The following is a 23228-nucleotide window of genomic DNA, read 5'->3' on the forward strand; positions in this document are numbered from 1 at the left end:
CTGCGACTAGGCATCGTCGTACTTCTCCCAGAACCGTGCCCGCAGCTTGTGGCGAACAGCCTCACTCAGTTCGATTCCACCGCGGCGCTCGGACAGGTCGGTCAACAATGCCTTGTCGACGTCCCGTGGAATCGACGGCTTCCCTGCTGTGAGTTCCGCCAGCGCGTCCGGCGTGGCGGATCTGCGGAACGTCAGCAGGACGTTGTCGACGACCGAGTCGATCTGTTCGGCAAGCTCAGCGGGATCCTCGTACTGCGGCGCACTCGACGGCTCGCTGCCGATGGCTCCTCCGGACGGCAGCATGGGCAGCCGGAGGGCGCCGGAACCTCCATCGTTGGCGAGATCCCTGGACGGAGCCTTGGCTCGCGTTCGTCCGCCGTGCGCAGCGACCGCCATTGACTGCGCGGTCGCATCCGTCATCGGCGGCACCTGGACCTTCGTAACCGTCTGGTCGACAGTGTGCGGAAAGATGATTTTGAGCCCGTCGGCGGCCCGGATCAGGTGCCGGCTGATGCCGTGCGGTTTGTCGTCCGCGTTGGGAACGGCGAGCAGTATGACCTGCACGCCATGGACCTGGGCCTCCTCGACCGCTTCGGTGAGATCGTCGTCCCCCGAAACCAGGATGAACACGTCCGCGGCTCCGTTGCGGGCGTGCGCCACCAGGTCGAGCCCGATGCGCAGGTCGACGCCCTTCTGCTGGCCATCGACGCCGAACCGGCCGAGCCGCAGCTTGACGTTGGGCAGCTCACCGATGAACTGCTGCTGATTGTCGGGCACGCCGTCTCGGGCGGAGTCGTACCAGTGCACCCTGAGTACCGGCAGCTCCGACAGCCGCTCGGCCTGCTGGACGAGCGCATCGATCAGGGGCTCGTAGTCGACCTGGATCCCGTTGCGAAACGACGTCCCGGTCACCCGGACGGCCGCGGCGCTGAGCAGGTAGCCGACGTCCACATAAAGAGAGCACCTGGGCTTCACGATCACAGCATGTCACCAGTCCCGGGCGACGCGCTCCGCACGGCAGATCCGGGGTGGTGGCCGGCGAACTCGGTTTCCCGCTGCCGGCGGAGTGCCGGACAATCTGGCCGAGCGGATACCGAGGACGGGAGACTCGTGGCCGACCACAGCACCGGCATCGCATGGGACCTGATGGTCACCCCGTGGCACCTCGACGAGCTCGTCCCGGCGTTCCCCGTCCCGGCCGGCGCGGTGGTGCCGAACCTGCCCGGCCTGCCCCCCGGCCCGGTGCCGGCCCGGATGAGCCGGCTGCACCGGGCGGCCGCCGACGCGGTGGCCGGGGTACCACGGCCGCTGGTCCTCTCCGGTGACTGCCCGACCTCCCGCGCGGCGGTGGCCGCCCTGCAACGCCGCCACGGCGACCTGGCGGTGGTGTGGCTGGACGCGCACGGCGACTTCAACACTCCCGCCATCTCGACCAGCGGGTACATCGGCGGCATGGCCCTGGCGATGCTGACCGGCCGGACGCCCGGCCTGTTCGACGACGAGCTCGACCTGCGGCCCGTACCCGACGCCGGCGTGATCCTCGCCGACGCCCGCGACCTCGACCCGGCGGAGCGGGACAGCCTCGCCGCCAGCCAGGTCCACTGCGTGCCGGCCGGCCCCGCCGGGCTCACCGCCGCCCTCGACCGCCTCGGTCTGGGCCCCGTCTACCTGCACCTCGACATCGACGTCATCGACGGCGCCGAGCTGCCGGGCGCGCGCTTCCCGTCCGGCCCCGGCCCCTCGATCGCGCAGATCGCGGAGTGCCTGGCCGCCGTCTGCGCCTCCGCCGACGTCGTGGGCGCCTACATCGCGTGCGCCTGGCTCCCCGAGCACGTCGCGAACCCCACCGCGCGGGAGACGATCTCCCGGCTTGCCGCAGCCCTCGGCGCCACGCTGAGCTGGCCCGACTAAGGCGTCGCGGAAAAGCCTTTGGCCGACCTCCGGGGCCGGCGCGATCATGGGATGGTGAAGCAGTACCGGAGCCTGCATGACCCGCTCGACGGCGCCGGCGTCGTGCTCATCGGGCTGTTCTCGGCGAAGGAGCAGCAGTACGAGATCCGTCTTGACGAACTTGCCGCACTGGCCGAGGCGCGCGGTGCCCGGGTGGTGCATCGGTTCGTGCAGCGCCGGGGAGCTTCTGACCGGTGGAACGAACGTCCCGGCGGGGCGGCCCGGATGGTGCGGCCGTTCTCCCGGCGGACGCTGCTGACCTACGGCAAGGTCCGGCAGATCGCGGAGTTCTGCCGCGCGGCCGGCATCGATGCCGCCATCTTCGCGAACCCGCTCACGCCCGTCCAGCGGGCGGTGCTGGCCGAGGCCCTCGGCTGCCTGGTTGTCAGCGCCGACGACCTCACGGCGCACGACCGGGCACCCGCGCACCCCAGCCGATCGGTCGTCCGCCGGCGATTCGGATGACGCGGCCCCGGGCCCGGAAGAACGCCGACGGGGTGGGCGGGTTCAGCGTCATCGACCCGGGCGGCAACTGGATCCGGGTGTTCCAGGCCGCGCCGGTACCCGCCACAGCGCGCGTCGGGCGGCTGGGCAAGGCCCTGGCTGGCCGAGTCGGCCCCGCATCGCCGGGCGACGGCCCTCCGGGCCGCCGCGCTCGTTGTCGAGCGCGGCTGGACCGACCTCACCGCCGACCTGCTCGACGTCCTGCGCTGGACCATCCGTCCGGGCCCGGCGGCCGAGGCGCTGTGGCGGCTGGGCGTGCCCACCGAAGACCTGGTGCCGAGCGCGACGGCGACCGGCCCGCACCTGGGCGAGCTGGCCGAGCGGGACCGTGCCATCGAGTTCGGCACCAGCTCCGAGTGCATGGCCTGGGACGACGAAGCCGTCCGCCGCACCCTGCGCGCCGCGGCCGCCGCCCTGGCCGCGCTCGGCTGACTACCGGGTCAGCTTCTCCGAGAGGTCCCAGAGGCGGGCCGCGTCCTCCTCGCTGCGCAGCGGGGCGTACACCGCCTGCTCCGCCGGCGCGCCCGCGAGGTGCTGGAAGCCGCTCGGCCCGTACAACCGCCCGCCCTTGGCTTCGGGGGAGGTAGCGGCGTAGAGCGCCGGCAGTGCCGCCGACTCGACGGTCCCGAACAGGATGCCGCGGCGGCCCAGCGTGCGGATCAGCCGGCCGCCGAGCGTCGGGCGGGGGCGGCCCATGCCCGGCTGGGCCTGCAGGAGGTTCGTGGCCGCCACGCCCGGGTGGGCCAGGTTGCTCGTGATGCCCCAGCCCGAGGCGCGGCTGCGGCGGTCCAGCTCCAGCCCGAACAGGCCCAGCGCGATCTTCGACTGGCCGTAGGCGCGCATCCCGTTGTACGAGCGTTCCCAGTTCGGGTCGTCCCAGTTCACGGTGCCCTGGCGGGCGGCCACGCTGATCTGGGACGTGACCGTCGCCCGCCCCGTCTGCAACAGCGGCAGGAGGTGGTTGACGAGGGCGAAGTGGCCCAGGTGGTTGGTCGCGAACTGCAGCTCGAAGCCGTCCGCGGTGGTCTGGCGGGACGGCGGGGTCATGACGCCCGCGTTGTTGATGAGCAGGTGGATCGGGCGGTTCTCGGCCAGCAGTTCCGCGCCCAGGGCGGCCACCGACTCCAGCGACGACAGGTCGAGCCGGCGCAGGGAGACGGCGCCCGGCATGGCGGCGATGGCCGCTTCGCCCTTGCCGATGTTGCGGACGGGCATGATGACTTCCGCGCCGGCGCGGGCCAGGCGGGTGGCGATGCCGAGGCCCACGCCGTCGTTCGCGCCGGTGACGACGGCCAGTTTGCCGGAAAGGTCGGTGAGGTCCATGCGTCCAGGCTGCGCCGGCTACGCAGGGTTATCCACGGCCTCTCGATCCCAGGCTACGGGTCCGCGGCGGTGGTACAACGGAGCCATGATCGATCGGGCGGGGCTGGCCGAATTTCTGCGGCGGCGCCGGGAGGCGTTGCAGCCCGAGGACGTCGGGCTGCCGCGCGGGCAGCGGCGGCGGACCAGTGGGCTGCGGCGGGAGGAGGTGGCGGCGCTCTGCCACATCTCGGCCGACTACTACAGCCGGCTGGAACGGGAGCGCGGGCCGCATCCGTCGGAGCAGATGATCGGGTCGATCGCGCAGGGGCTGCATCTGTCGCTCGATGAGCGGGATCATCTGTTCCGGCTGGCCGGGCACCATCCGCCGAACCGGGGTACCGGCGGGGACTACATCAGCCCGGGCATGTTGCGGATCTTCGACCGGCTCACCGACACGCCGGCGGAGATCGTGACCGAGCTGGGGGAGACGCTGCGGCAGACGGCGCTCGGGGTGGCGCTGACCGGGGACAGCACGCGGTACACGGGGCCGGCGCGCAGCATCGGGTACCGGTGGTTCACCGATCCGGCCTGCCGGGCCATGTACCACCCGGACGACCATGGGCTGCACTCGCGGGTGTTCGCGTCCGGGCTGCGCTCGACCGTGGCGCTGCGGGGGCCCGAGTCGTGGGCGGCGCACCTGCAGCGGCTGCTGCTCAAGGAGAGCGCGGAGTTCCGGGCCGTCTGGGACGAGCACGAGATCGGCGTCCGGTACGCGCACACGAAGCGCTACATCCATCCCGAGGTGGGCCTGCTCGAGGTCGCCTGCCAGTCGTTGCTCGACCCCGACCAGGCCCACGCGCTGCTGGTGTACACGGCGATCCCGGGCAGCGAGAGCTACGAGAAGCTCCAGCTGCTGTCGGTGATCGGCACCCAGCTGGCCTAGCTGACGACGATCCGGTCGATGTCGGGCGCCCAGCCGGTGGTGTTGCCGAGCTGGATGGTGTTGGTGCCGGCCCGCAGGGTCACGGTGGCGGTGACCGAGCCGACCGTGTCCCAGCCGCCGGTCGACGGGGTGTTCACCGTCGGGCCGGCGGTGCCGTTGACGGTCAGCGTCACCGCGCGGGCCGCGCCGCTGGCGTAGTAGAGGCGGACGGTGCGGGTACCGGCGGCGGTGGCTGTGATGGTGTTGAACCGGAGGGTGTTGGCGGTGCCGTTGCCGACGTAGCCGACGAACGCCCCGCCGGAAGCGCCGCTCGACGTGCGGATCGCGGCCTGGCCGGCGAGCGTGTTGGCGGACGACTCGGCCTCGTAGGACGTGCCGGTGGGCTGGGTGCCGCCGATCTGGGCGAGCCAGTGGTCGTTGGCGTTGAGCATCGAGAAGGTGAGCGCCGGGCAGTCGTACGCGCTGCCGGGCGGGATGCTGCGGTGCGTGGTCGACGTGTTGGCGGGCGAGGCCGCGACCCAGGTGTCGCCGACGGACACCTGGACGGCGCTGCTCTCGAAGCCGCGGCCGGCGAAGGTCTGGCAGTAGTAGCCGGCGCCGGTGGCCGGGTTGACCGACGTGTAGATCTCGAACATGTTCCAGCCGAAGTTGAACTGTGGCAGGTCGTACGTCCCGGAGCTGGTGAAGTACGTGTCCCAGGCGTGCGTGAGGTAGTTGTACAGGTACACCGTCCACGTGTTGCTCGTCGTCGACGTTTTGTGCTCGTCCATGCTGTACGCGCGCCGCCCGTTGACGACCGTGGTGTACGTGTTGAGGAAGGTCGCGTTCATCGGGGTGAGCTTGCCGACGCCGTCGCGCCCGCCGCACCAGTCCCAGGCCCACAGGTCGGGGCCGCTGGGCGTGTACGCGGTGGTCAGCTCGATGCAGGCGCCGCCGCCGGGCAGCGCGGTCGGGGCGTAGACGTAGTCGCCGCCCGACGTGGTCGTGACGCCCGAGTCCAGCACGCTCTGGGTGGCGTGGATGCCCTGCGTCGTCGCGCTGGGCAGGTTCACGCCCCAGTCGGTGTGCAGCTGCGCGGCCTGCACCTGGGCCCGGGCCCCGTCCCGGCCGGCGGTCCGGGTCTGCGCGAAGTGCTTGAGGGCGGCGCCCCCGGCCGCCTCGGCCGCGGCGCCGGTGAGGCCGGGGACGGTGCCGCCGATCGGGGCCACCCCGCCGCCGTCCGCCGCGGGCCGGGCCAGCCATCCGGTGCCGGCGGCGGACGCGGCCGGTGCGGCGACCAGGCCGGTGGTCAGCACGGCGGCCACCGCGAGCGCACTTGCCCGTTTCCGATCCATGGTGTACCTCCGAAAAGCGCAAAGAATCGCTGCTTGTCGATGCGACTGGGGTACACGATGGGCGCCGAAAAGGTTTTCGGCAAGGGGTCGTGGATCGGACAGGTCCGCCCGATGGCACGGGATGGCACGCGTTCGACCTTGAGGGTGCCGAGCGGCGCCCAGCGAGGGAGACATCATGAACATCCGCGGCAAGCTGCTCAGCGTGGTGGGCACGGTCACGGCCGCCGTGGCGGCGATCCTGGTGACGCCGTCCGCCGCGCACGCCGCCATCGACCCGTTCACGTGCTTCATCCAGACCGCCGACGGGCACTACGTCACGGCGGTCGGCGGGGGAGGCCGCACGACGGACGTCATGCATACCAACGCCACCCGGCCGAGCACGTGGGAGCGGTTCACCAAGGTGCCGCAGGGCGACCTGTTCGGCCACTTCGCGCTGCGCACGTTCACCGGCAACTACGTGACGGCGGTCAACAGCGGCGGCCTGAACACCACCCAGGTGTCGGACGTGCTGCACACCGACGCGACCCGGATCGGCACGTGGGAGTTGTTCTCCACGTTCAGCCTGTCCGACGGTACCGTCGGCATCCGGGTCTTCGACAACCACTTCCTCGCCGCGCTCAACGGCGGCAACCGCACGACGAAGGTCTTCGACTCGGACCGCGCGAACCTGATCATCCCGGACACGCACTTCCGCTTCACGTGCGGCGTCTGACCAGCGCGGGGGTGATCAAAGCCTGCGAACAGTGAACAAAGTTCAACAATTCACTGTTGGACATTGTTCGATGGCGATGAGACGTCACACACTGGGCATTCCTGACCCGTCCGCCAGCGGGAGATGTCCATGATTCGATTGAAGTTCAGGCCGCGACGCAGGGTGCTCGCCATCATGGCGGGCGCCCTGCTCGTCGTCGGCATCGGTACCGCGCCCGCGTGGGCGCAGCAGCAACAGCAGCAAGGGCCGCCGGATCCCACGATTCCGGCCAACGATCACGCGCGGGGGCTCAACTACGACGGGTTCAAGGTCGGCACCGGGCGCTGCAAGGGCCTGTTCGAGGTCAAGAACGTCCCCGGCGCCTGTACCCACGGACCCGACGCGGCCTTCGCCGGCATGGACGTGACCAAGTCGGTCGCGCCGCTCGCCGAGGCCAAGAACGCCGTACAGGCCGCAGCGGCCGCGAACATCGTCTGCGACGGTGACGGCCAGTCCGGCAACCGGGTGCAGGTCCTGTACGTGCGCGGATCCAGCAACGCCGACCGCCTCGGCCAGTACCTCGGCTCCATCAGGACGTGGACCCAGGGTGTCGACGACATCTACAGCGCGTCCGCGGCCCAGACCGGCGGCACCCGGCACGTCCGGTTCGTCACCGACAGCTCGTGCAACATCTCCGTCACCAGCGTCGCCATCGCCAACAGCGCGCTGAGCGACTTCGGCGCCTCGGTCCAGGCGATCCAGGCCCAGGGCTACAACCGCAGTGACCGCAAGTACCTGATGTACGTGGACGCGACCGCGCTGTGTGGCGTGGCCTACGTGACCCTCGACGACCGGCCGGGGCAGGACAACTACAACAACTCCGGGGCGAGCTTCAGCCGGGTTGACTCCGGCTGCTGGGCCTCCGGGCCGGCGGCGCACGAGCTGACGCATGCGATGGGTGCGGTGATGAGCAGTTCGCCGAACCACACGGCGTACGGCCACTGCACCGACGACTACGACATCATGTGCTACAACGACGGCCCCGGCACGGTGATGCGGATCGTCTGCGGCGACCAGGCCCAGGACAACCGCCTCGATTGCAACAAGGACGACTACTTCAACACCAACCCGCCCGCCGGGTCGTACCTCGCGACGCACTGGAACACGGCCAACAACCGGTTCCTGATCACCAGCGGCGGCGGTTCCGGTGGCACGGGCGCGGCCGGGACGATCACCGGACCCGGCGGCAAGTGTGTCGACGTGAGCGGCGACGACACCGGCAGCAACGGTACCGCGGTGCAGCTGTGGGATTGCCAGTCCGGCGCGGTGGATCAGCGCTGGACGCACAACGCGAACGGCTCGCTGTCCACGCTCGGCCGCTGCCTGGACATCAACGGCAACGGCACCGCCAACGGCACGCAGGTCGAGCTGTGGGACTGCAACGGCGTCGGCGGCCAGAAGTTCGTCCAGCAGGCCGACGGCTCGCTGCGCAACCCGCAGTCCGGGCGCTGCCTCGACGCGCCCAACGGCAACACGGGCAACGGTACGCGGCTGCAGATCTGGGACTGCAACGGCAGTGCGGCGCAGAAGTTCGCGGTGAACGGCGGCGGCACCATCAACGGCCCCGGCGGCAAGTGCGTCGACGTGGCCGGCGACGACACCGGCAGCAACGGCACCGCGGTGCAGTTGTGGGACTGCCAGGGCGGCGCGGTGGACCAGCACTGGTTCCACAACGCCAACACCTCGCTGCGGACGCTGAACCGGTGCCTGGACATCATCGGCAACGGCACGGCGAACGGCACGCAGGTCGAGCTGTGGGACTGCAACGGGGTCGGCGGCCAGGCGTGGGTCCAGCAGGCCGACGGCTCGCTGCGCAACCCGCAGTCCGGCCGCTGCCTGGACGCCCCGAGCGGCAACACGGCCAACGGCACCCGGCTGCAGATCTGGGACTGCAACGGCAGTGCGGCGCAGAAGTTCGCGCTGAGCTGACGCCCGGAAATCAGGAAGGCCGTCCCGCATCGGGGCGGCCTTCCTGCTGTGCCCTGAACTCACTAAGGTGTCCGCTACGACGGGGGAGGATCACGTGAGCCTGGAGCAGGCGTACGAGCACCAGCGGGACAACGCGTTCGGGTTTCTGCGGCTGTGCTTCGCGCTGCTGGTCATGGTCGGCCACGCCGGGGTGATCGGCTGGGGGCCGGGGCACGAGCCGGTCCGGATGCTGCTCGACACCGGCGGGGTGGCGGTCACCGGATTCTTCGGGCTGTCGGGCTTTCTCATCTCGCGCAGCGGCCGGCGCACCGGCCCGGCGCGGTTCACCTGGCACCGGGTGCTGCGGATCTTCCCCGGGTACTGGGTCTGCCTGGTCGCGATGGCGTTCGTCCTCGCGCCGCTGCTGTACTGGTACGAGCACGACACCGTCGCCGGCTTCTTCACCGCCGCGGACGGGCCGTTCGGCTTCGTCCTCAACAACGTCCTGACCGACCAGGGCCAGGGCGACGTGTCCGGCGTGACCCGCGAGGCCGCGTTCGCCGGCGCCCTCAACGGCTCGCTGTGGACGCTCAAGACCGAACTGACCTGCTACCTGCTGGTGCTCGGGCTGGCGGTCACCACCCTGCTGCGGCGGGCCCGCTGGGTCGTGCCGGCCTTCGCGGCCGTGCTGCTGGCGGTGACCGTGGCGGATACGGTACGGGGCCCCGCCGAGCCGGGCCCGCTCGCCGACGTCCACTCGGTGCACGTGCCGGTGCTCGGCTGGTTCCGCCTGTTCTACCTGGTGGTGTTCGTCCTGGCGTTCGTGCTGGGGATGACCGCCAACCTGTACCGGTCGGTCATCCCGTGCAACGACGTGCTCGGCGTGGCCGCCCTGGTGCTGGTGGCGGTGTCGCTGTGGCTGGACTGGCCGCTGTTCGGGCCGTTCGTCGTCGCGTTCGTCTACCTGCTGCTGTGGGCCGGGGTCCGGCTGCCGAAGGTGTTGCGCCGGGTCGGCCGGCGCAACGACTACTCCTACGGCGTGTACATCTACGCGTTCCCGATCCAGCAGGCCCTCGCGATCCTGGGCGTGCCCCGGTTCGGCTGGACGGTGTACCTGCTGACGTCCGTCGTGGCGGTGGCCGCGGTGGCCGCCTGCTCCTGGCACCTGGTCGAGAAGCCGGCGCTGGGGCTCAAGGACTGGGCGCCCCGCCGCCGGCCCCCGCTCAGCGGCCGGCGTGCTCGGCGCGGGCCGGTGCCCCGACCTCGTGCAGATACCGAAGCGCCTGCCGGTACGAGGTGATCAGGCCGGTCTGGGCGTAGGGGACGCCGATCTGGGCGCAGTACTCCTGCACGATCGGCTGGGCCTTGCGCAGGTTGGCGCTTGGCATGCCCGGGAACAGGTGGTGTTCGATCTGGTAGTTCAGGCCGCCGAGGGCCACGTCGGTGAGCCAGTTGCCGTGCACGTTGCGGGACGTGAGCACCTGCTTGCGCAGGAAGTCCTCGTCGCCGGTCGGGTGCGGCATGCCCTTGTGGTTCGGCGCGAACGTCATGCCGAGGTAGACGCCGAAGATGGCCTGGTGCACCAGGACGAAGGCGAGCGCCTGCAGCGGGGACAGCACGAGCAGCAGTGCCCCGAGGAACGCGACGGCGTGCCCGATCAGCAGGGCGGTCTCCAGACGGCGCCGCTTCACCGTACCGTTGCGAATGGCCTTGATGCTCGAGACCTTGAGGTCGATGGCCAGCAGGGTCAGCAGCGGGAAGAACAGCCCGGCCTGGTGGCGGGTGATGAAGCCCTTCAGCCCGCGCCGCCCGAACGCCGACTCGGTGGCCCAGATGAGCACCTCGGGCGCCACGTCCGGGTCGAGGTCGTCGTGGTTGGGGTTGTTGTGGTGGCGGGTGTGCTTGTCCATCCACCAGCCGTAGCTCATCCCGATGCCGATGTTCCCGGCGACCATCCCGGCGATCTCGCTGGGGCGCTTGGTGCGGAACACCTGCCGGTGGGCCAGGTCGTGGGCCACGAGCGCGAGCTGGGTGAAGGTGACGGCGAGGAACGCCGCGGTGATCAGCTGCCACCAGGACGAGCCGATGAGCACGAACGCGGTCCAGCCGCCGACGACCATGAGCGCGACGACGGTCAGCCGCGCGAAGTAGTAGGCGGGGCGGCGTTCCATCAGCCCCTCGGCGTTGATCCGGCGGGTCAGGACGGCGAAGTCGCTGCCGGCCGCCGTCCGCGTCGGCGTCATCGTGGTCGTCATGTCCCTATCCAACCGGCGGGGGCCCGGCGCGTCAGGAGCGCTACGTCCTCCGGCATGGGGGTGCTACCACCACCATCCGGGGATGAGTGGGCAGGCACAATATGACGGGTGAGGGTTGCCGCATGGGGTGAACGCGCAGGCCAGTGGGCCGGGCGCGGGGTGCGCTCCGTGCTGTCCGGGATGGCCGTGGCCGGGCTCGCGGTCACCAACCTGTTGCTGTTCGTGGTGGCCGTCGTGGCGCTCGCGCTGACCCCGGTGCCGTTCCTCGGCCTGGCGCTGGTGCCGTGGACGATGACGCTGGTGCGGATGCGCTGCGATCTGGAGCGCCGGTGCGCCTCGCGGGCCGGGGTGCTGGTGTCGCGGCCGTACCATCCGGCGCCCGAACGGGCCGTCGCCGGCGGCTGGCAGCGGTTCCGGTGGACCGTGACCGACCCCGCCACCTGGCGCGACCTCGCCTGGCTGGTGCCGGGCGCGATCGTCGGCCTCGCGCTGGGCCTGATCGCGCTGGCGATTCCGTTGTACGGCCTGCTGGGCCTGACCCTCACGCCCCTGTGGATCTGGCTCGGCACCGGGTGGTACGGCTACGGCGCCATCTGGTCGGTCGCCAACTTCGAGGAGGGCCTGCTCTGCCTCCCGCAGGGCTTCGTGATCCTCGTCGGCGGGCTGTGGCTGGCGCCGTGGTTGCGGCGGGTCGACGCCATGTTCGCCAAGCTGTTCCTCGCCCCGACCAAGGCGGCCGGGCTGCGGCTGCGGGTCGTGCAGCTGTCGGCGAGCCGGGCCGACACGGTCGACGCCCAGGCCGCCGAGCTGCGCCGGATCGAGCGCGACCTGCACGACGGGGTGCAGGCCCGGCTGGTCTCGCTCGGGATGATGATCGGCCTGGCCGACGCGCTGATCGACCGGAACCCGGCCGGCGCGCACCAGCTGCTGGCCGAGGCGCGCGAGTCCAGCGGCGCCGCCCTGGTCGAGCTGCGCCACCTGGTGCGGGGCATTCACCCGCCGGTGCTCGCCGAGCGGGGGCTCGGCGGGGCGGTCCGCGCGCTGGCGATCAGCCTGCCGCTGCCGATCACGGTCGAGATCGACCTGCCCGGCCGGCCCGACACGCCGGTGGAGTCGGCCGCGTACTTCGCCGTGGCCGAGACCCTGGCCAACATGATCCGGCACAGCCGCGCCCACAGCGGTTCGGTGGCCCTGCGGCACGCGGACGGCGTGCTGAGCATGGTGGTCACCGACGACGGCACGGGCGGCGCCGATTCCGCGGCCGGCACCGGGCTGCGCGGGATCGAGCGCCGCCTGGCCGCGTTCGATGGCACGATGGCGCTGTCGAGCCCGCCCGGGGGACCCACCGTCGTCACCATGGAGTTGCCGTGCGCGTTGTCATCGCCGAGGACCATGCCCTCCTCCGTGACGGATTGACCCGGCTGCTGCAGGCCTTCGACTTCGACGTGGTCGCGGTCGTCGACAACGGCCCGGCGCTGCTGCCCGCCCTGATCGCGCACAAGCCCGACGTGGCGGTGATCGACGTGCGCCTGCCGCCGACGTTCACGGACGAGGGGCTGCAGGCCGCGATCGCCGCCCGCACCCAGGTGCCGGGCCTGCCGATCCTGATGCTGTCCCAGCACGTCGAGCCGCTCTACGCCCGGGAACTGCTCGGCACCCCGCAGGGCGGCGTCGGCTACCTGCTCAAGGACCGCGTCTCGGACGTCGGCGAGTTCATCGAGGCGGTCCGCCGGGTGGCCGACGGCGGCACGGCCATGGATCATGAGGTGATCTCGCAGTTGCTGGCCCGCCGGGAGCCCCTGGCCGTGCTCACCGCCCGGGAGCGGGAGGTCCTCGGCGAGATGGCCGAGGGCCGCTCCAACGCCGCGATCGCGGTGAAGCTGCGGATCACGGAGAAGGCGGTGAGCAAGCACATCAACAACATCCTCACGAAACTGGACATGCCGCCGTCCAACGACGACAACCGCAGGGTCCTCGCCGTGCTGGCCTATCTCAACGCCTGATCACCGGTGCCACCGCTGGTTGCTGGCGCCCAGGCAGGTCCACTGGTGCAGCTTCGAGCCGCTGGCCGTGGCCACGTTCGCCACGTCGACGCACTTGCCGGACTGGGTGTTCACCAGGTCGCCGGCGGCGGTCAGGGTGAACTTCTGCGCCCCGGTGCCGTTGCACGTCCACAGCTGGATCGCCGCCCCGTCCGCGGTCGAGCCGCCCGAGACGTCCATGCACTTGCCCAGGGCGCCGATCGAGCCGTCGGCGTTGAAGGTCCACTGCTGGGCGGCGGTGCCGTTGCAATCCCAGATCTGCAGCTGGTTGCCGTCCGTGGCGGTCGCCGACGGGACGTCGATGCAGCGGTTGCTGCCGTTGCCGATGATCGCTCCGGTACTCCCGGTGCTCCCACACGCCGGCGCGGTGTCGAACGTGTCGGTGAAGCTGTTGCCGGCGGCCCGATAGGCGGCCACCTGTGCCGTCGCGGCGGCGGGGGACAGCACCTGGTTGCGCGCGAACAGGAACCAGTCGACCTGCTGCACGTACGTCGCCGTGCCGCCCGAATGCGTCGCGGTGTCGATGAACCACACGTTCCAGTTCACGGTCATCGTCTGGCGCGGGTAGAACTTGCCGGCGTGGTCGCCGACCAGGGCGCCGTCGATGTAGTACTTGGCGTGCCCGCCGGAGACCTGCACCACGAGGTCGTGCCAGCCGTCGAAGCTGCGCCGCTCCTCGGAGTGGGTGTTGTCGGCGTACCAGGGCTCGTTGCGGTACGTGTACCAGCTCGTCTGGTAGTTGATCGGGCCTGCCTCGCCCCAGCCGCCGTTGGGCAGGTACTCGGAGAAGTCCAGCTCGCTGTACGTCGGGTCGAGGTCGCCGTTGAGCGGGCTGATCGCGAAGAACGTCTCGTTGACGTGGTCGCCGTCGTTGCCGCTCGCCGGTGTGTCGGTGAAGCGGATGCGTGAGGCGTAGGTGCCCTCGAAGTAGCGCTTCTGCGCCGAGTAGACCTCGGCCTGGCGGGTTCCGGCGCCGGTGCCGTCGGTCGAGGCGGTCAGCTGCATCACCTTCTGCCCGCCCGAGGTCGGGAACGTGATGCTCGAAGGGGACCAGGTCGCGCCGGGCACGCCGGGGCCGCCGGCGTTGCTGCGCGGGACCCAGCCGTGCCCGGTGAACCCGGCGTCGCCGGACGAGGCGTAGTTGAAGTCGTCGAAGACGTTGCCGCAGCTGTTCGCGGCCGCGCCGGCCTGGCCGGCGGTGCCGACCGTGATCGCGGCGGCGCCGAGCGCGGTGGCGAGGACGAGCGCGGCGCCGGCCAGAACCGGGCGCGGCGGAGCGTGGCCGATGGGCATGGTGAAGCCTCCCGAGGCATTCCGTTGGCGGTCGGAATTTTCATCGGTTATCGATGTGAGTGAAAACTAGGCCCATCGACGTCGATCGGTCAAGTCCATGGTTGACGTAAAAAATTCTAGACACGGTGTCGGCCGTGCTTTACCTTCGACATGTCAAGTATTTTGGACATGGGAGCGTGGGGCATGTCGTCCGAAGAGCAGCGCGCCTGGATCTACGCCGTCGTCGGCCTCGTCGTCCCGGCCGTCTACCTCACCACCGTGCTGTCGAAGGTGCCGGGCACCGACGTGGCCACCATCCCGTACGTGCGGCCGATGCTCATCGCGACCGCCGTCGCCATCGGCGCGAGCATCGTGCTGTCCATCCTGGTCGCGATCGTCGCCGGGATGGCCGCCCCGAAGGACGTCGGCAAGACCGACGAGCGGGACCGCGCGATCAACCGGCGGGGCGAGTACGCCGGGTTCTACGTCATGAGCATCGCGTCGATCGTGCCGCTGGGCCTGGCCATGGCCGAGGTCCAGCACTTCTGGATCGCCAACGCGCTCTACCTGGCCTTCGTGCTGGCCGCGCTGACGTCCGCCGTGGTGCGGATCGTCGCGTACCGGCGCGGCTGACCGTCACACACCAATCGAGGAGGGGTCATGGAAACGGCACGCGTCCGCACCGCCCGCATGACCGGGCTGCTCTATCTCGGCGTGGCCATCGCCGGGTTCGGCTTCTACTTCGCGTTCCTCCCGCGGCTCTTCGCGCCCGGCGATCCGCAGGCGACCCTGGCCAACCTGGTCGCGCACGAGTCGCAGGCCCGGGTCGTCGTCGCCGTGGAGCTCATGCTGGTCGTCACCCAGGCCCTCACCGCCGTGTGGTTCCAGCGCCTGTTCCACGCCGTGCAGCCCGTCGCGGCGGCCTGCATCGCCGCCTTCGGGATGGTCAACGCGGTCGCCGGCCTGATCAGCGCCGCGCTGCTGGCCACCGCGGGCGGGATCGCCGCCGAGCCGTTCGGCGACGCGGCCGCCACGGTCCAGCTGCTGTACCAGATCAGCGACGACGTGTGGGGGGTCGCCGCGCTGTTCTTCGGCCTGTGGCTCATCCCGATGGGCTGGTGCGCGCTGCGGACCGGCTGGATGCCCCGGGTCCTGGGCTGGATCCTCGTCGGCGGCGGGGTCGGCTACGTCATCAGCGCCTTCGTGCGGTACCTCGTGCCCGGCGCCGAGACCGTCGCCGAGGTGCTCGCCTACCCCGCCTCCGTCGGCGAGCTCTGGATGGTCGGCTACCTGCTGATCGTCGGCGTGCGCCGGCCGCGGGTGCGGGACGTGGTCGCCGCCCCGGCGCCGGTGCCGGTGCCCTAGCGGCTCAGCCGGGCGTCCAGCTCGGCCGTCTGCTGGGTGGCGCCCAGGCCGGCGTACAGGCCGCGGGCCTCCGTCCACGCGGCGCGGGCGGCGGCCGGGTCGGCCGGGTGCTCCGCGTCGCCGAGGGTCCGCAGGGCGGCGGCCAGGAACGAGGACCAGCCGCGGGTACGCCACAGCCGCACCGACTCGCGCAGCCGGTCCAGCGCCGCGGCGGGCCGGCCCTCGGCCAGGTCGAGCTCGCCGAGCACGCCCAGCGCGTCGGCGACGTGGTGCGACATCGTGTACTCGCGGCCCAGGGCCAGGGTGGCCTCGGCGGCGGCGCGGGCGCGGGGGTCGGCCTGCTTGCTGTACACCCGGGCCAGGGCCAGCATCGTGAGGGCCAGCGCGTAGTGGTCCCGGTAGCGCTGGGAGATGACCCGGGACTCCTCCAGGAACGCGAGGGCCTCGTCGAGCCGGCCCGCCTCGCCGTGGCCGATGCCGAGGAACTGCAGGACCGCGGCCTCGTAGCGCGGATTGCCCAGCGCGCGGGCGTCGTCGAGGCCGGCGAACAGGTGCTCCAGGATGCCCGTGGACCGGCCCTGCTCGCGCAGGGCGACGGCGATCGCCACGTGAGCGCGGGCGCGGCCGCCCACGTGCCCGGCGTCGGTGGCCAGGCGCAGCCCGCGTTCGGCGGCGGCCAGGGCCTCCGCGTGCGCGCCGCGGGCCACGAGGCCCCACGAGAGCATCACGGCCGCGTCGGCCATCCCGCGCGGCTCGGCCAGGGCGGTGAACAGGTCGGTGAGCCGGCGGGCGTCGGCCTCGAGGCCCGCCATCGCGCCGGGGCCGGCGCTGTTCCAGGCGCGCACTTCGGCCAGGCCGCGCAGCATGACCGCCTCGCCGAGGGTGTTGCCGGTGCGCCGGCACAGGTGCATGACCCGCTCGTTGGTGCTGCGCCAGGACTCGTACATGCCGCGCAGGTCGAAGTACTTCTCCAGGGTGCCGGCGAGGCTGAAGGCCAGGTCGTCGAGGTCGTGCTCGCACGCCTGGCGGACGGCGGCCAGCAGCGCCGAGCGCTCGGCGTCGAACCACTCCAGGGGGTCGAAGCGGCTCAGGTCCGGCACCGGCGGGCGGGCGGCCGGGCCGGACAGCACCGCGAAGCACGGGCCGGGCACCCCGACGGCCATCCGCTCGGCCAGCGCCAGCCAGCCGCCGAGGCCGCGGCTCAGCGCGCCGGCCGACTCGTCCGGTTCCGCGAGCGAGCGCGCATAGAGCCGGACCAGATCATGCAGCCGGTACCGCACCTGCCCGATCTGGTCGGTGCGGGCGAGCATCAGCAGCTGCGCGTCGACGAGCGCGTCGAGGTGCTCGACGGCGTCGTCGGGCGGCGCCTCCAGCAGGCAGGCGGCCAGCCATACCGGCACGTCGGGCGCGTCGAACAGGCCGAGCATCCGCAGCAGCCGCTTGGCCACGGCGCTCAGCCCGCGGTAGCTCAGCGCCAGCGACGCGCGCACCTCCAGGTCGCCGGCGGTGAGCCGGTCGAGGCGGCGGCGCTCGTCGGCGAGCAGCGCGGTGAGGTCGGCCAGCCGCCAGCCGGGGCGGGCGGCGAGGCGGGCGCCGGCGACCCGGACGGCGAGCGGCAGTTTCCCGCACAGGCGCACGAGATCGGCCGCGGCGGCGGGCTCGGCCGCGACCCGGTCGGCCCCGGCCACCTCGCCCAGCAGCCGCAGCGCGTCGGTGAGGGCGAAGTCGCCGAGGTCGAACCAGCGGGCGCCCTCCACGCCGGCCAGCCGGGCCCGGCCGGTGACGATGACCGCGCAGGTCGCCGAGCCGGGCAGGAGCGGGCGGACCTGGTCCTCGGCGGCGGCGTTGTCGAGCACTACGAGGATGCGGCGGCCGGCGACGCGGCTGCGGTACAACGCGGAGGCCTCGACCTCGTCGTCGGGCACGGCGTGGCTGTCGACGCCGAGCGCGCGCAGGAACCGGGCCAGCACCTCGATCGGCGTGGCCGGGGCCGGGTCGATGCCGCGCAGGTTCACGTAGAGCTGGCCGTCGGGGTAGCCGGCCGCCACGCCGTGCGCGAGGTGCACCGCGAACGCCGTCTTGCCGACCCCGCCCATGCCGGCCACGCCGACCACGACGAGCGCGTCCTTGCCGCCGGTGAGCAGCTTGCGGGCCGCGGAGAGCTCGGCCGCGCGGCCGGTGAAGTCGGGGATGTCGGGCGGCAGCAGGGCCGGGACCGTCGCGGCGGCGGCGCCCTCCCGGACCGGGGGCACCTCGACCGTCTCGTGGGCCTGCGGCACCTCGTCGCGCAGCACCCGCACGTGCGCGGCCTGCATCTCCTGCGACGGCTCCACGCCGAGCTCGTCGACGAGGCGGGCCCGGACCTCGGCGTACAGGCGCAGGGCGGCCGCCCGCTCGCCCCCGCCGGCCAGCAGCAGCATCAGCCGGGTGTGCAGCCCCTCGTGGAACGGCTCGTCGCGGGCCAGGCGGGAGAGGGGGGTGACGGCCCGCTCGTACAGCCGCAGCTCGATCGCGAGGTCCGCCAGTCGCAGCGCCGCGGCGAGGCGCCGCTGGCCCAGCGCGGCCGCGGCCGGATGCCCGCGCAGCCGGGGGTTGGCGTCGGCGAGCACCGGCCCGCGCCAGCACCGCAGCGCCTCCTCCAGCAGGCCCAGCGCGTCGCCGGGCACCGTCGCGCCGATCTTCGCCGCGCGGGCCACGAGCCCGGCGAACCGGGTCACGTCCACCGCGTCGCCGTCGATGCGCAGCCGGTACCCGTTGTGCGTCAACGGCAGTACCCCGTCCGCCGAGCGCCGGCCGTGGTCCGGTTCGAGGATCGCGCGCAGTCGCCCGACGGCCGCGTGGACCTGGGTCGCCGCGGTCTTCGGCGGTCGGGCGCCCCACAGCGTCTCGACGATCTCGTCCCGAGACACCGGCTGGTCGGCCTGCAGCGCGAGCAGGCCGAGCAGCCCGCGCTGGGCCGAGGTGGCGATGCCGATCGGCTGCCCGCCGCGCGAGACGGTCAGCGGGCCGAGCACGTCGACCTCGGTCTTCTCGCGCCGCTCGCGGCCGTCCCGGTCGAGCACCGCGAGCAGTTCGTCGCGCTCCTGCTCGCTCAGCCCGAGGGCGGCGGCGAGCCGGTGCAGGGAACCGGCGTGCGGGGTGCGGACCCGGTCCCGTTCGATGTCGCGCAGGGCCCGGACGCTGATCCCGGTGCGCTCGGCGAGTAACTCCTGAGTTAGTCCGGCCCGCCGCCGGTGCCGTTCTATGAGCACGCCGACGGGGACCGATCGGGGCCCTGCCTGGGCCGATGCGTCCATGCGATGCCTCTGGACCGGGTGCCGGAAGGCGCGACTGCGGCAGAAATCTGCCGGCGTCGATTCTGCCGGTTCGGCGGCACCCGGTCCAGTGTTTGCTCAGCGTCCATTGGCGTAATAGTTGCCCCACATCGCGACCTCGACCGGCGCGGTGCCGGCGCCGTTGGTGTTCCAGCCGCTCAGGTCGTAGTTGGGGTACGAGAACGGGTTGGCGAACGGCGGGGTCATGTCGCAGGGGTTGTAGTAGTCGCAGTAGTACATGCCGTAGGAGCCGGGTCCGGCGGTGCGCATGCCCGCGTGGCTGAGGCCCTGCCCGGGGTTGTAGAGAATCTTGTGCCCCATCTTGGCGGTGGCGTCGAAGTCCAGCGCGCTGTCGAAGTAGATGAGCCCGTCGTCGGCCGCGCCCTCGATCGTCCAGTCGGTGCCGCCCCGTCCGCCGCGCACCTGCGCCTGCGGGTTGGCCCGGCCCTGGATCCAGTCGCGCATGAACGGGTCGTCCGCGCTCATCTGCCGGCACTGCGTGTTGTGCCAGGCCGCGATGCAGGTGATCGAGGAGGACGCCCAGGCGCCGGCGTGCGGGGTGCTCAGGGTGCTGACGTCCTCGACGTACAGGTACGGCGGCCAGGCCTGGCTGGTGGACGGGGCCGTGCCCGGGTACTGCGTGCCGGTGATCGCCGCCCGCGTGACCAGGCCGCCCATCGAGTGCGCCACGATGTCGATCGACACCCCGAACTTCGACCAGGTGTTCCAGATCAGCCAGGCGAGGGAGTTGCCGAGCTGCTCGATGGGGATGTCGCGGGTGCCGTTGCCGTAGAGGCGGTAGTCGCAGCCGGTGTAGTCGCCGTAGTAGGTGACGGTCTTGAGCTGCGCGTCGGTCCAGCCGTGGTTGCGGTACATCTGCTTGGCGTTGGCCCACACCGAGGAACAGCTGTCGCCGGCGGTGTCGTAGCCGTGCACGAACAGCACCGGGCGCCGGCCGTCGGTGCGGGCGGGCGGGGAGAACGCCTCCGGGCAGGGTGCCATGCCGGGCCAGGGGTCGGTGCTGGTGTACACGTCGACGGCGGGCATGTAACCCCAGTTGCCGCGCGCCTCCATGCCGGGGAAGGGGCGGTCGCCGAGGGTGTAGTACCAGACGTCGTTGCCGCCGGAGTGCGCCTCGCCGCGCCGGTAGCACAGGAACCAGCTCGTCGTGCTGTCCATGTACGCGGTGGGCGTGCCGTAGGCGGCGTCGCCGTACAACCGCGCGCCCCTGGTGTTGCCGCACGTCCAGCGGCTGGTGAAGCGCCAGCCCGTGTTCGGGTCGACCGTGGTCGCGCTCGTCTGCCCGCAGGTCCCGGCGCTGGCGGGCAGCGCCGGGAGGACGACGAACGCGGCGCAGAGCAGGAGTAACGCCGCGGCCCGTCTCATGGCAGGGTGCACCAGTTGCCGGCGGAGGCGCAGTCGTAGAGCCCGGCGTCCTTCTCGTCGTTGTTGCCACCGCTGAAGTACACCTCCGGCACCCAGCCCCAGGCGCCGTTGTCGGCCTGGGTGAAGGCCCACCAGTTGTTGTGCACGCTGCCGTTGAGGTAGTACTCGCCGAACTGGGCCTGGCCGTTGAACCAGTTGGACCAGCCGCCGTAGGTGAGGTACCCGACCGGGGCCTGGTTCCCGCCGCTCCACACGGCGCTGAGGTCGTAGACGGGCACCCCACCGGTCCACAAGGGACAGTACTGGACCTTGAAGATGGTGTAGACGGTGTTCTGCGTGCGGCTGCACGGGGAGCCGTCGTAGGCCGACGCCGTGCCCGGGGTGGCGAGCAGGGCCGCCGCGAGGACGGCCAGGGCGAGCAGGATACGGGTTCGCATGGGCCGAACCCTAGGGAGCGCGACCATACGCGCGGCTCAGTCGCGACTATGCCGCGCGCGGGCCCGCTGAGCTGGGGATGCGGCAGTCAGGCGGCAGGATGGTGCGCGCTTAGTCCGCGCTTAGCCGGCGTATGCGTCGGCGTCCATACGTTCGGCGGCATGACCAACACCTTGCACCGCTTGCGCTGGCCGGCCCTGCTGGTCGCGCTCGTCCTCGTGGCGACCGTGTTCTCGGTCGCGGGCCGGGCCACGCCCGCCGATGCGGCGACGGCCTGCAACATCAAGCAGTCCGGCGCCGCGGCCCAGGCCAACAACGCCGTCAACCAAGCCTGCGGACTCATCGGTACCCCGTATTCGTGGGGCGGCGGCCACGGCCCGACGCCCGGGTTGTCCTACGGCGCGTGCGACGCGTCCAACGGTGCCCCGAACGACTGCCACGTGCGCGGACTGGACTGTTCGGGCATGGTCCGGTACGCCTACTACCTGGCCGTCGGCGCGGACGTCATCGCCGGCACGGCACAGGGCCAGTTCGGCTCCAGCCGGGCGGTCGGGCGCTGGTACAGCGGCTCCGGCCTGGCCCCGCTGCTCCCCGGCGACCTGGTGTTCTTCGGGACCTCCGGCAACATCCACCACGTCGGCATGTACATCGGCCAGGGCTACATGGTGGAGTCGCCGAACTCGGGCTCCTACGTGCGGGTGTCGGCGGTGATGGGCTACGGCGACTACTACGGCGCGATCCGGCTCTACAACCCCGACGGCAGCACGGTTCCGGCGCCGCCGCCGACCAACCCGGGCACGGCGTGGGTCGACACGTTCGCGGCCGCCCCGGTCTACGCCTCGCCGACGAGCACGACCCAGACCGGCACGCTGTACGCGGGCACGAACTACGTGTACTGCAAGGTCTGGGGCCGGCAGATCGGCAGTGGCAGCTCCTACAACCACTGGTGGCTCAAGACCGACCCGGACGAGGGCCCGGCCAACCAGTACGTGTCCGCCTACTACCTGAGCCGCTGGGGCAACGACGAGGCGCGGGACAACGGCGGCTCGGTCATCAAGGACTGCACGTCGGCACCGCCGCCCCCGCCGGCCGCCGGCAAGTACTGGGTGGACACGTTCGCCAACGCCCCCGGGTACGCCTCGCCGAGCAGCACCGCGCAGACCGGCACGCTGTACGCCGGCACGAACTACGTGTACTGCAAGGTCTGGGGCCGCCAGATCGGCAGCGGCAGCTCCTACAACCACTATTGGCTGCGGACCGACCTCGACGTCGGGCCGGCCGGGCAGTACGTCTCGGCGTACTACCTGAGCCGCTGGGGCAACGACGTGGCCAAGGACAACAGCGGCGTCGTGATTCCCGACTGCTGAACGCGTTCCGCACAACGGGGGGAGGCCGGTCACCGCCGCGGTGACCGGCCTCGTCGTCGCCGGTGGTTGAGCTACCATGACCGCATGTCGCCGGTCCCTTCCCGGCCGCCGACCCTCGACGAGGTCGCCGAGCGCGCCGGAGTGTCGCGCACGGTCGCCTCCCGGGTCATCAACAACGGCCCGAACGTGAGCCACGCCAAGCGGGACGCGGTCGAGCGGGCGATCCGGGAGCTCGGGTACACGCCCAACCGCAGCGCGCGGGCCCTGGCCACCCGGCAGACCGGGGTGGTGGTGCTGGCGGTCTCCGGCGACGGGCCCGAGGTGTTCGGCGACCCGTTCTTCGCCCAGGTCATCGTCGGCGCCTCGGCCGCGCTGGAGAAGACCGACCTGCACCTCATGCTCAGCCTGGCCACGAACGACCACGGCCTGCGCCGGCTGCAGACGTTCCTGCAGACCCGCGGGGCCGACGGCGTGATGCTGGTCGCCACGCGGGGTGCCGATCCGCTCGTCGACGTCGCCGCGAAGTCCGGGCTGCCGACCGTGTTCATCGGCCTGCCGCTGCACGGGACGCCGCCGCACTACGTCGACGTCGACAACGCCGGCGGTTCCCGGGCGGCGACCGAGCACCTGATCCGGGCCGGCCGCCGCCGGATCGCGATGATCACCGGGCCCGGCGACACCGCGGTCGGCCGGGAACGCCTGCGCGGCTACGCCGAGGCGCTGCGGCTGGCCGGGCTCGAGCCGGGCGCGACCGCGCCCGGCGACTTCATGGAGGCCAGCGGCGCCGAGGCGATGCGTGCGCTGCTGAGCGCACGACCGGACCTCGACGCCGTGGTCGCCGCGAACGACAACATGGCGGCCGGGGCCATGCGGGTGCTGCGCGCGGCCGGCCGCACGGTCCCCGGCGACGTGGCGGTGGTGGGCTTCGACGACATGCCGATCGCGCTGCACACCGATCCGACGCTCACCACCATGCACCAGCCGGTGCAGTCGCTGGGCCGCGAGGCCGCCCGGATCCTGGTCGACCTGCTGGAGGGCGGCCAACCGGTGTCGGTCATCCTGCCGACCGGGATCGTGGTGCGGGAGTCCGCGTGAGAACG

21 protein-coding genes and 1 pseudogene are annotated in these 23228 nt (G+C 71.9%); 13 read left to right on the forward strand and 9 right to left on the reverse strand.

Annotation, left to right across the window (positions count from 1 at the left end):
- Nucleotides 1-6 precede the first annotated feature (6 nt).
- Nucleotides 7-951: an NYN domain-containing protein gene (locus ACQP00_RS19055; RefSeq protein WP_433220894.1), complete on the reverse strand. Its 945-nt coding sequence runs from the start codon at nucleotides 949-951 to the stop codon at nucleotides 7-9.
- 159 nt (nucleotides 952-1110) lie between these two features.
- Here ACQP00_RS19055 and ACQP00_RS19060 point away from each other — a divergent pair, with 159 nt between their 5' ends.
- From ACQP00_RS19060 to ACQP00_RS19070, 3 genes are all read left to right on the forward strand, one after another.
- Entirely contained in the window at nucleotides 1111-1911 is an 801-nt protein-coding gene (locus ACQP00_RS19060) for an arginase family protein (RefSeq protein WP_433220896.1), read from the forward strand.
- A gap of 54 nt (nucleotides 1912-1965) precedes the next feature.
- Nucleotides 1966-2415 carry a hypothetical protein gene (locus ACQP00_RS19065; protein WP_433220898.1) on the forward strand — a complete coding sequence of 150 codons (450 nt, stop codon included), beginning with the start codon at nucleotides 1966-1968 and terminating at the stop codon, nucleotides 2413-2415.
- A gap of 294 nt (nucleotides 2416-2709) precedes the next feature.
- Nucleotides 2710-2886: a hypothetical protein gene (locus tag ACQP00_RS19070; protein ID WP_433220900.1), complete on the forward strand. Its 177-nt coding sequence runs from the start codon at nucleotides 2710-2712 to the stop codon at nucleotides 2884-2886.
- On the opposite strand, the gene ACQP00_RS19075 is transcribed toward ACQP00_RS19070, so the two are convergent.
- Nucleotides 2887-3777: an SDR family oxidoreductase gene (locus ACQP00_RS19075; RefSeq protein WP_433220902.1), complete on the reverse strand. Its 891-nt coding sequence runs from the start codon at nucleotides 3775-3777 to the stop codon at nucleotides 2887-2889.
- An 85-nt stretch (nucleotides 3778-3862) separates the two neighbouring features.
- On the opposite strand from ACQP00_RS19075, the gene ACQP00_RS19080 reads away from it, so the two are divergent.
- Nucleotides 3863-4699 (forward strand): helix-turn-helix transcriptional regulator, encoded by an 837-nt coding sequence (locus ACQP00_RS19080; protein ID WP_433220904.1) that lies wholly within the window; start codon nucleotides 3863-3865, stop codon nucleotides 4697-4699.
- On the opposite strand, the gene ACQP00_RS19085 is transcribed toward ACQP00_RS19080, so the two are convergent.
- Nucleotides 4696-6033 (reverse strand): carbohydrate-binding protein, encoded by a 1338-nt coding sequence (locus ACQP00_RS19085; protein ID WP_433220906.1) that lies wholly within the window; start codon nucleotides 6031-6033, stop codon nucleotides 4696-4698. The two genes, ACQP00_RS19080 and ACQP00_RS19085, sit on opposite strands and share 4 nt — an antisense overlap.
- Before the next feature lie 175 nt (nucleotides 6034-6208).
- Between ACQP00_RS19085 and ACQP00_RS19090 the strand changes: the two genes are divergently transcribed.
- From ACQP00_RS19090 to ACQP00_RS19100, 3 genes are all read left to right on the forward strand, one after another.
- Nucleotides 6209-6745, forward strand: coding sequence for a fascin domain-containing protein (locus ACQP00_RS19090; protein WP_433062874.1), 537 nt, complete (start codon nucleotides 6209-6211; stop codon nucleotides 6743-6745).
- Nucleotides 6746-6919: 174 nt separating this feature from the next.
- Complete coding sequence (locus ACQP00_RS19095) at nucleotides 6920-8713, forward strand: ricin-type beta-trefoil lectin domain protein (protein ID WP_433220908.1); 1794 nt, start codon at nucleotides 6920-6922, stop codon at nucleotides 8711-8713.
- Between the two features lie 94 nt (nucleotides 8714-8807).
- Nucleotides 8808-9992: an acyltransferase family protein gene (locus tag ACQP00_RS19100; protein ID WP_433220910.1), complete on the forward strand. Its 1185-nt coding sequence runs from the start codon at nucleotides 8808-8810 to the stop codon at nucleotides 9990-9992.
- On the opposite strand, the gene ACQP00_RS19105 is transcribed toward ACQP00_RS19100, so the two are convergent.
- Nucleotides 9916-10947, reverse strand: coding sequence for a fatty acid desaturase family protein (locus ACQP00_RS19105; RefSeq protein WP_433220912.1), 1032 nt, complete (start codon nucleotides 10945-10947; stop codon nucleotides 9916-9918). The two genes, ACQP00_RS19100 and ACQP00_RS19105, sit on opposite strands and share 77 nt — an antisense overlap.
- A 108-nt stretch (nucleotides 10948-11055) precedes the next feature.
- Here ACQP00_RS19105 and ACQP00_RS19110 point away from each other — a divergent pair, with 108 nt between their 5' ends.
- Nucleotides 11056-12363: a sensor histidine kinase gene (locus tag ACQP00_RS19110; protein ID WP_433220914.1), complete on the forward strand. Its 1308-nt coding sequence runs from the start codon at nucleotides 11056-11058 to the stop codon at nucleotides 12361-12363.
- Nucleotides 12315-12950: a response regulator transcription factor gene (locus ACQP00_RS19115; protein ID WP_433220916.1), complete on the forward strand. Its 636-nt coding sequence runs from the start codon at nucleotides 12315-12317 to the stop codon at nucleotides 12948-12950. Before ACQP00_RS19110 ends, ACQP00_RS19115 begins: the two co-directional genes overlap by 49 nt.
- Here ACQP00_RS19115 and ACQP00_RS19120 read toward each other — a convergent pair whose 3' ends face one another.
- Nucleotides 12951-14282 (reverse strand): ricin-type beta-trefoil lectin domain protein, encoded by a 1332-nt coding sequence (locus ACQP00_RS19120; RefSeq protein ID WP_433220918.1) that lies wholly within the window; start codon nucleotides 14280-14282, stop codon nucleotides 12951-12953.
- Nucleotides 14283-14465: 183 nt separating this feature from the next.
- Between ACQP00_RS19120 and ACQP00_RS19125 the strand changes: the two genes are divergently transcribed.
- Together ACQP00_RS19125 and ACQP00_RS19130 are read left to right on the forward strand one after the other, a co-directional pair.
- The gene (locus ACQP00_RS19125) at nucleotides 14466-14894 is read left to right on the forward strand and encodes a hypothetical protein (protein ID WP_433220920.1); all 429 of its coding nucleotides are present in this window, start codon (nucleotides 14466-14468) and stop codon (nucleotides 14892-14894) included.
- Nucleotides 14895-14921: 27 nt separating this feature from the next.
- The gene (locus tag ACQP00_RS19130; protein WP_433220922.1) at nucleotides 14922-15626 is read left to right on the forward strand and encodes a DUF4386 domain-containing protein; all 705 of its coding nucleotides are present in this window, start codon (nucleotides 14922-14924) and stop codon (nucleotides 15624-15626) included.
- Here ACQP00_RS19130 and ACQP00_RS19135 read toward each other — a convergent pair.
- From ACQP00_RS19135 to ACQP00_RS19150, 4 genes and pseudogenes are all read right to left on the reverse strand, one after another.
- Complete coding sequence (locus tag ACQP00_RS19135) at nucleotides 15623-18688, reverse strand: AfsR/SARP family transcriptional regulator (protein ID WP_433223894.1); 3066 nt, start codon at nucleotides 18686-18688, stop codon at nucleotides 15623-15625. The two genes, ACQP00_RS19130 and ACQP00_RS19135, sit on opposite strands and share 4 nt — an antisense overlap.
- A gap of 66 nt (nucleotides 18689-18754) precedes the next feature.
- Nucleotides 18755-18922, reverse strand: a pseudogene (locus tag ACQP00_RS19140) (helix-turn-helix domain-containing protein); the annotation flags it as partial.
- Nucleotides 18923-19018: 96 nt separating this feature from the next.
- Entirely contained in the window at nucleotides 19019-20326 is a 1308-nt protein-coding gene (locus ACQP00_RS19145; protein WP_433220924.1) for an esterase/lipase family protein, read from the reverse strand.
- Complete coding sequence (locus ACQP00_RS19150) at nucleotides 20323-20763, reverse strand: hypothetical protein (RefSeq protein WP_433220926.1); 441 nt, start codon at nucleotides 20761-20763, stop codon at nucleotides 20323-20325. Before ACQP00_RS19150 ends, ACQP00_RS19145 begins: the two co-directional genes overlap by 4 nt.
- Before the next feature lie 159 nt (nucleotides 20764-20922).
- Between ACQP00_RS19150 and ACQP00_RS19155 the strand changes: the two genes are divergently transcribed.
- On the forward strand, nucleotides 20923-22128 hold the full coding sequence (locus ACQP00_RS19155) for a C40 family peptidase (RefSeq protein ID WP_433220928.1): 1206 nt from the start codon (nucleotides 20923-20925) through the stop codon (nucleotides 22126-22128).
- A gap of 84 nt (nucleotides 22129-22212) precedes the next feature.
- Nucleotides 22213-23223: a LacI family DNA-binding transcriptional regulator gene (locus tag ACQP00_RS19160; RefSeq protein ID WP_433220930.1), complete on the forward strand. Its 1011-nt coding sequence runs from the start codon at nucleotides 22213-22215 to the stop codon at nucleotides 23221-23223.
- The last annotated feature ends 5 nt before the right edge of the window (nucleotides 23224-23228 follow it).

This window comes from Dactylosporangium sp. CS-047395 (genome assembly GCF_050942185.1).
Lineage (GTDB): Bacteria > Actinomycetota > Actinomycetes > Mycobacteriales > Micromonosporaceae > Dactylosporangium.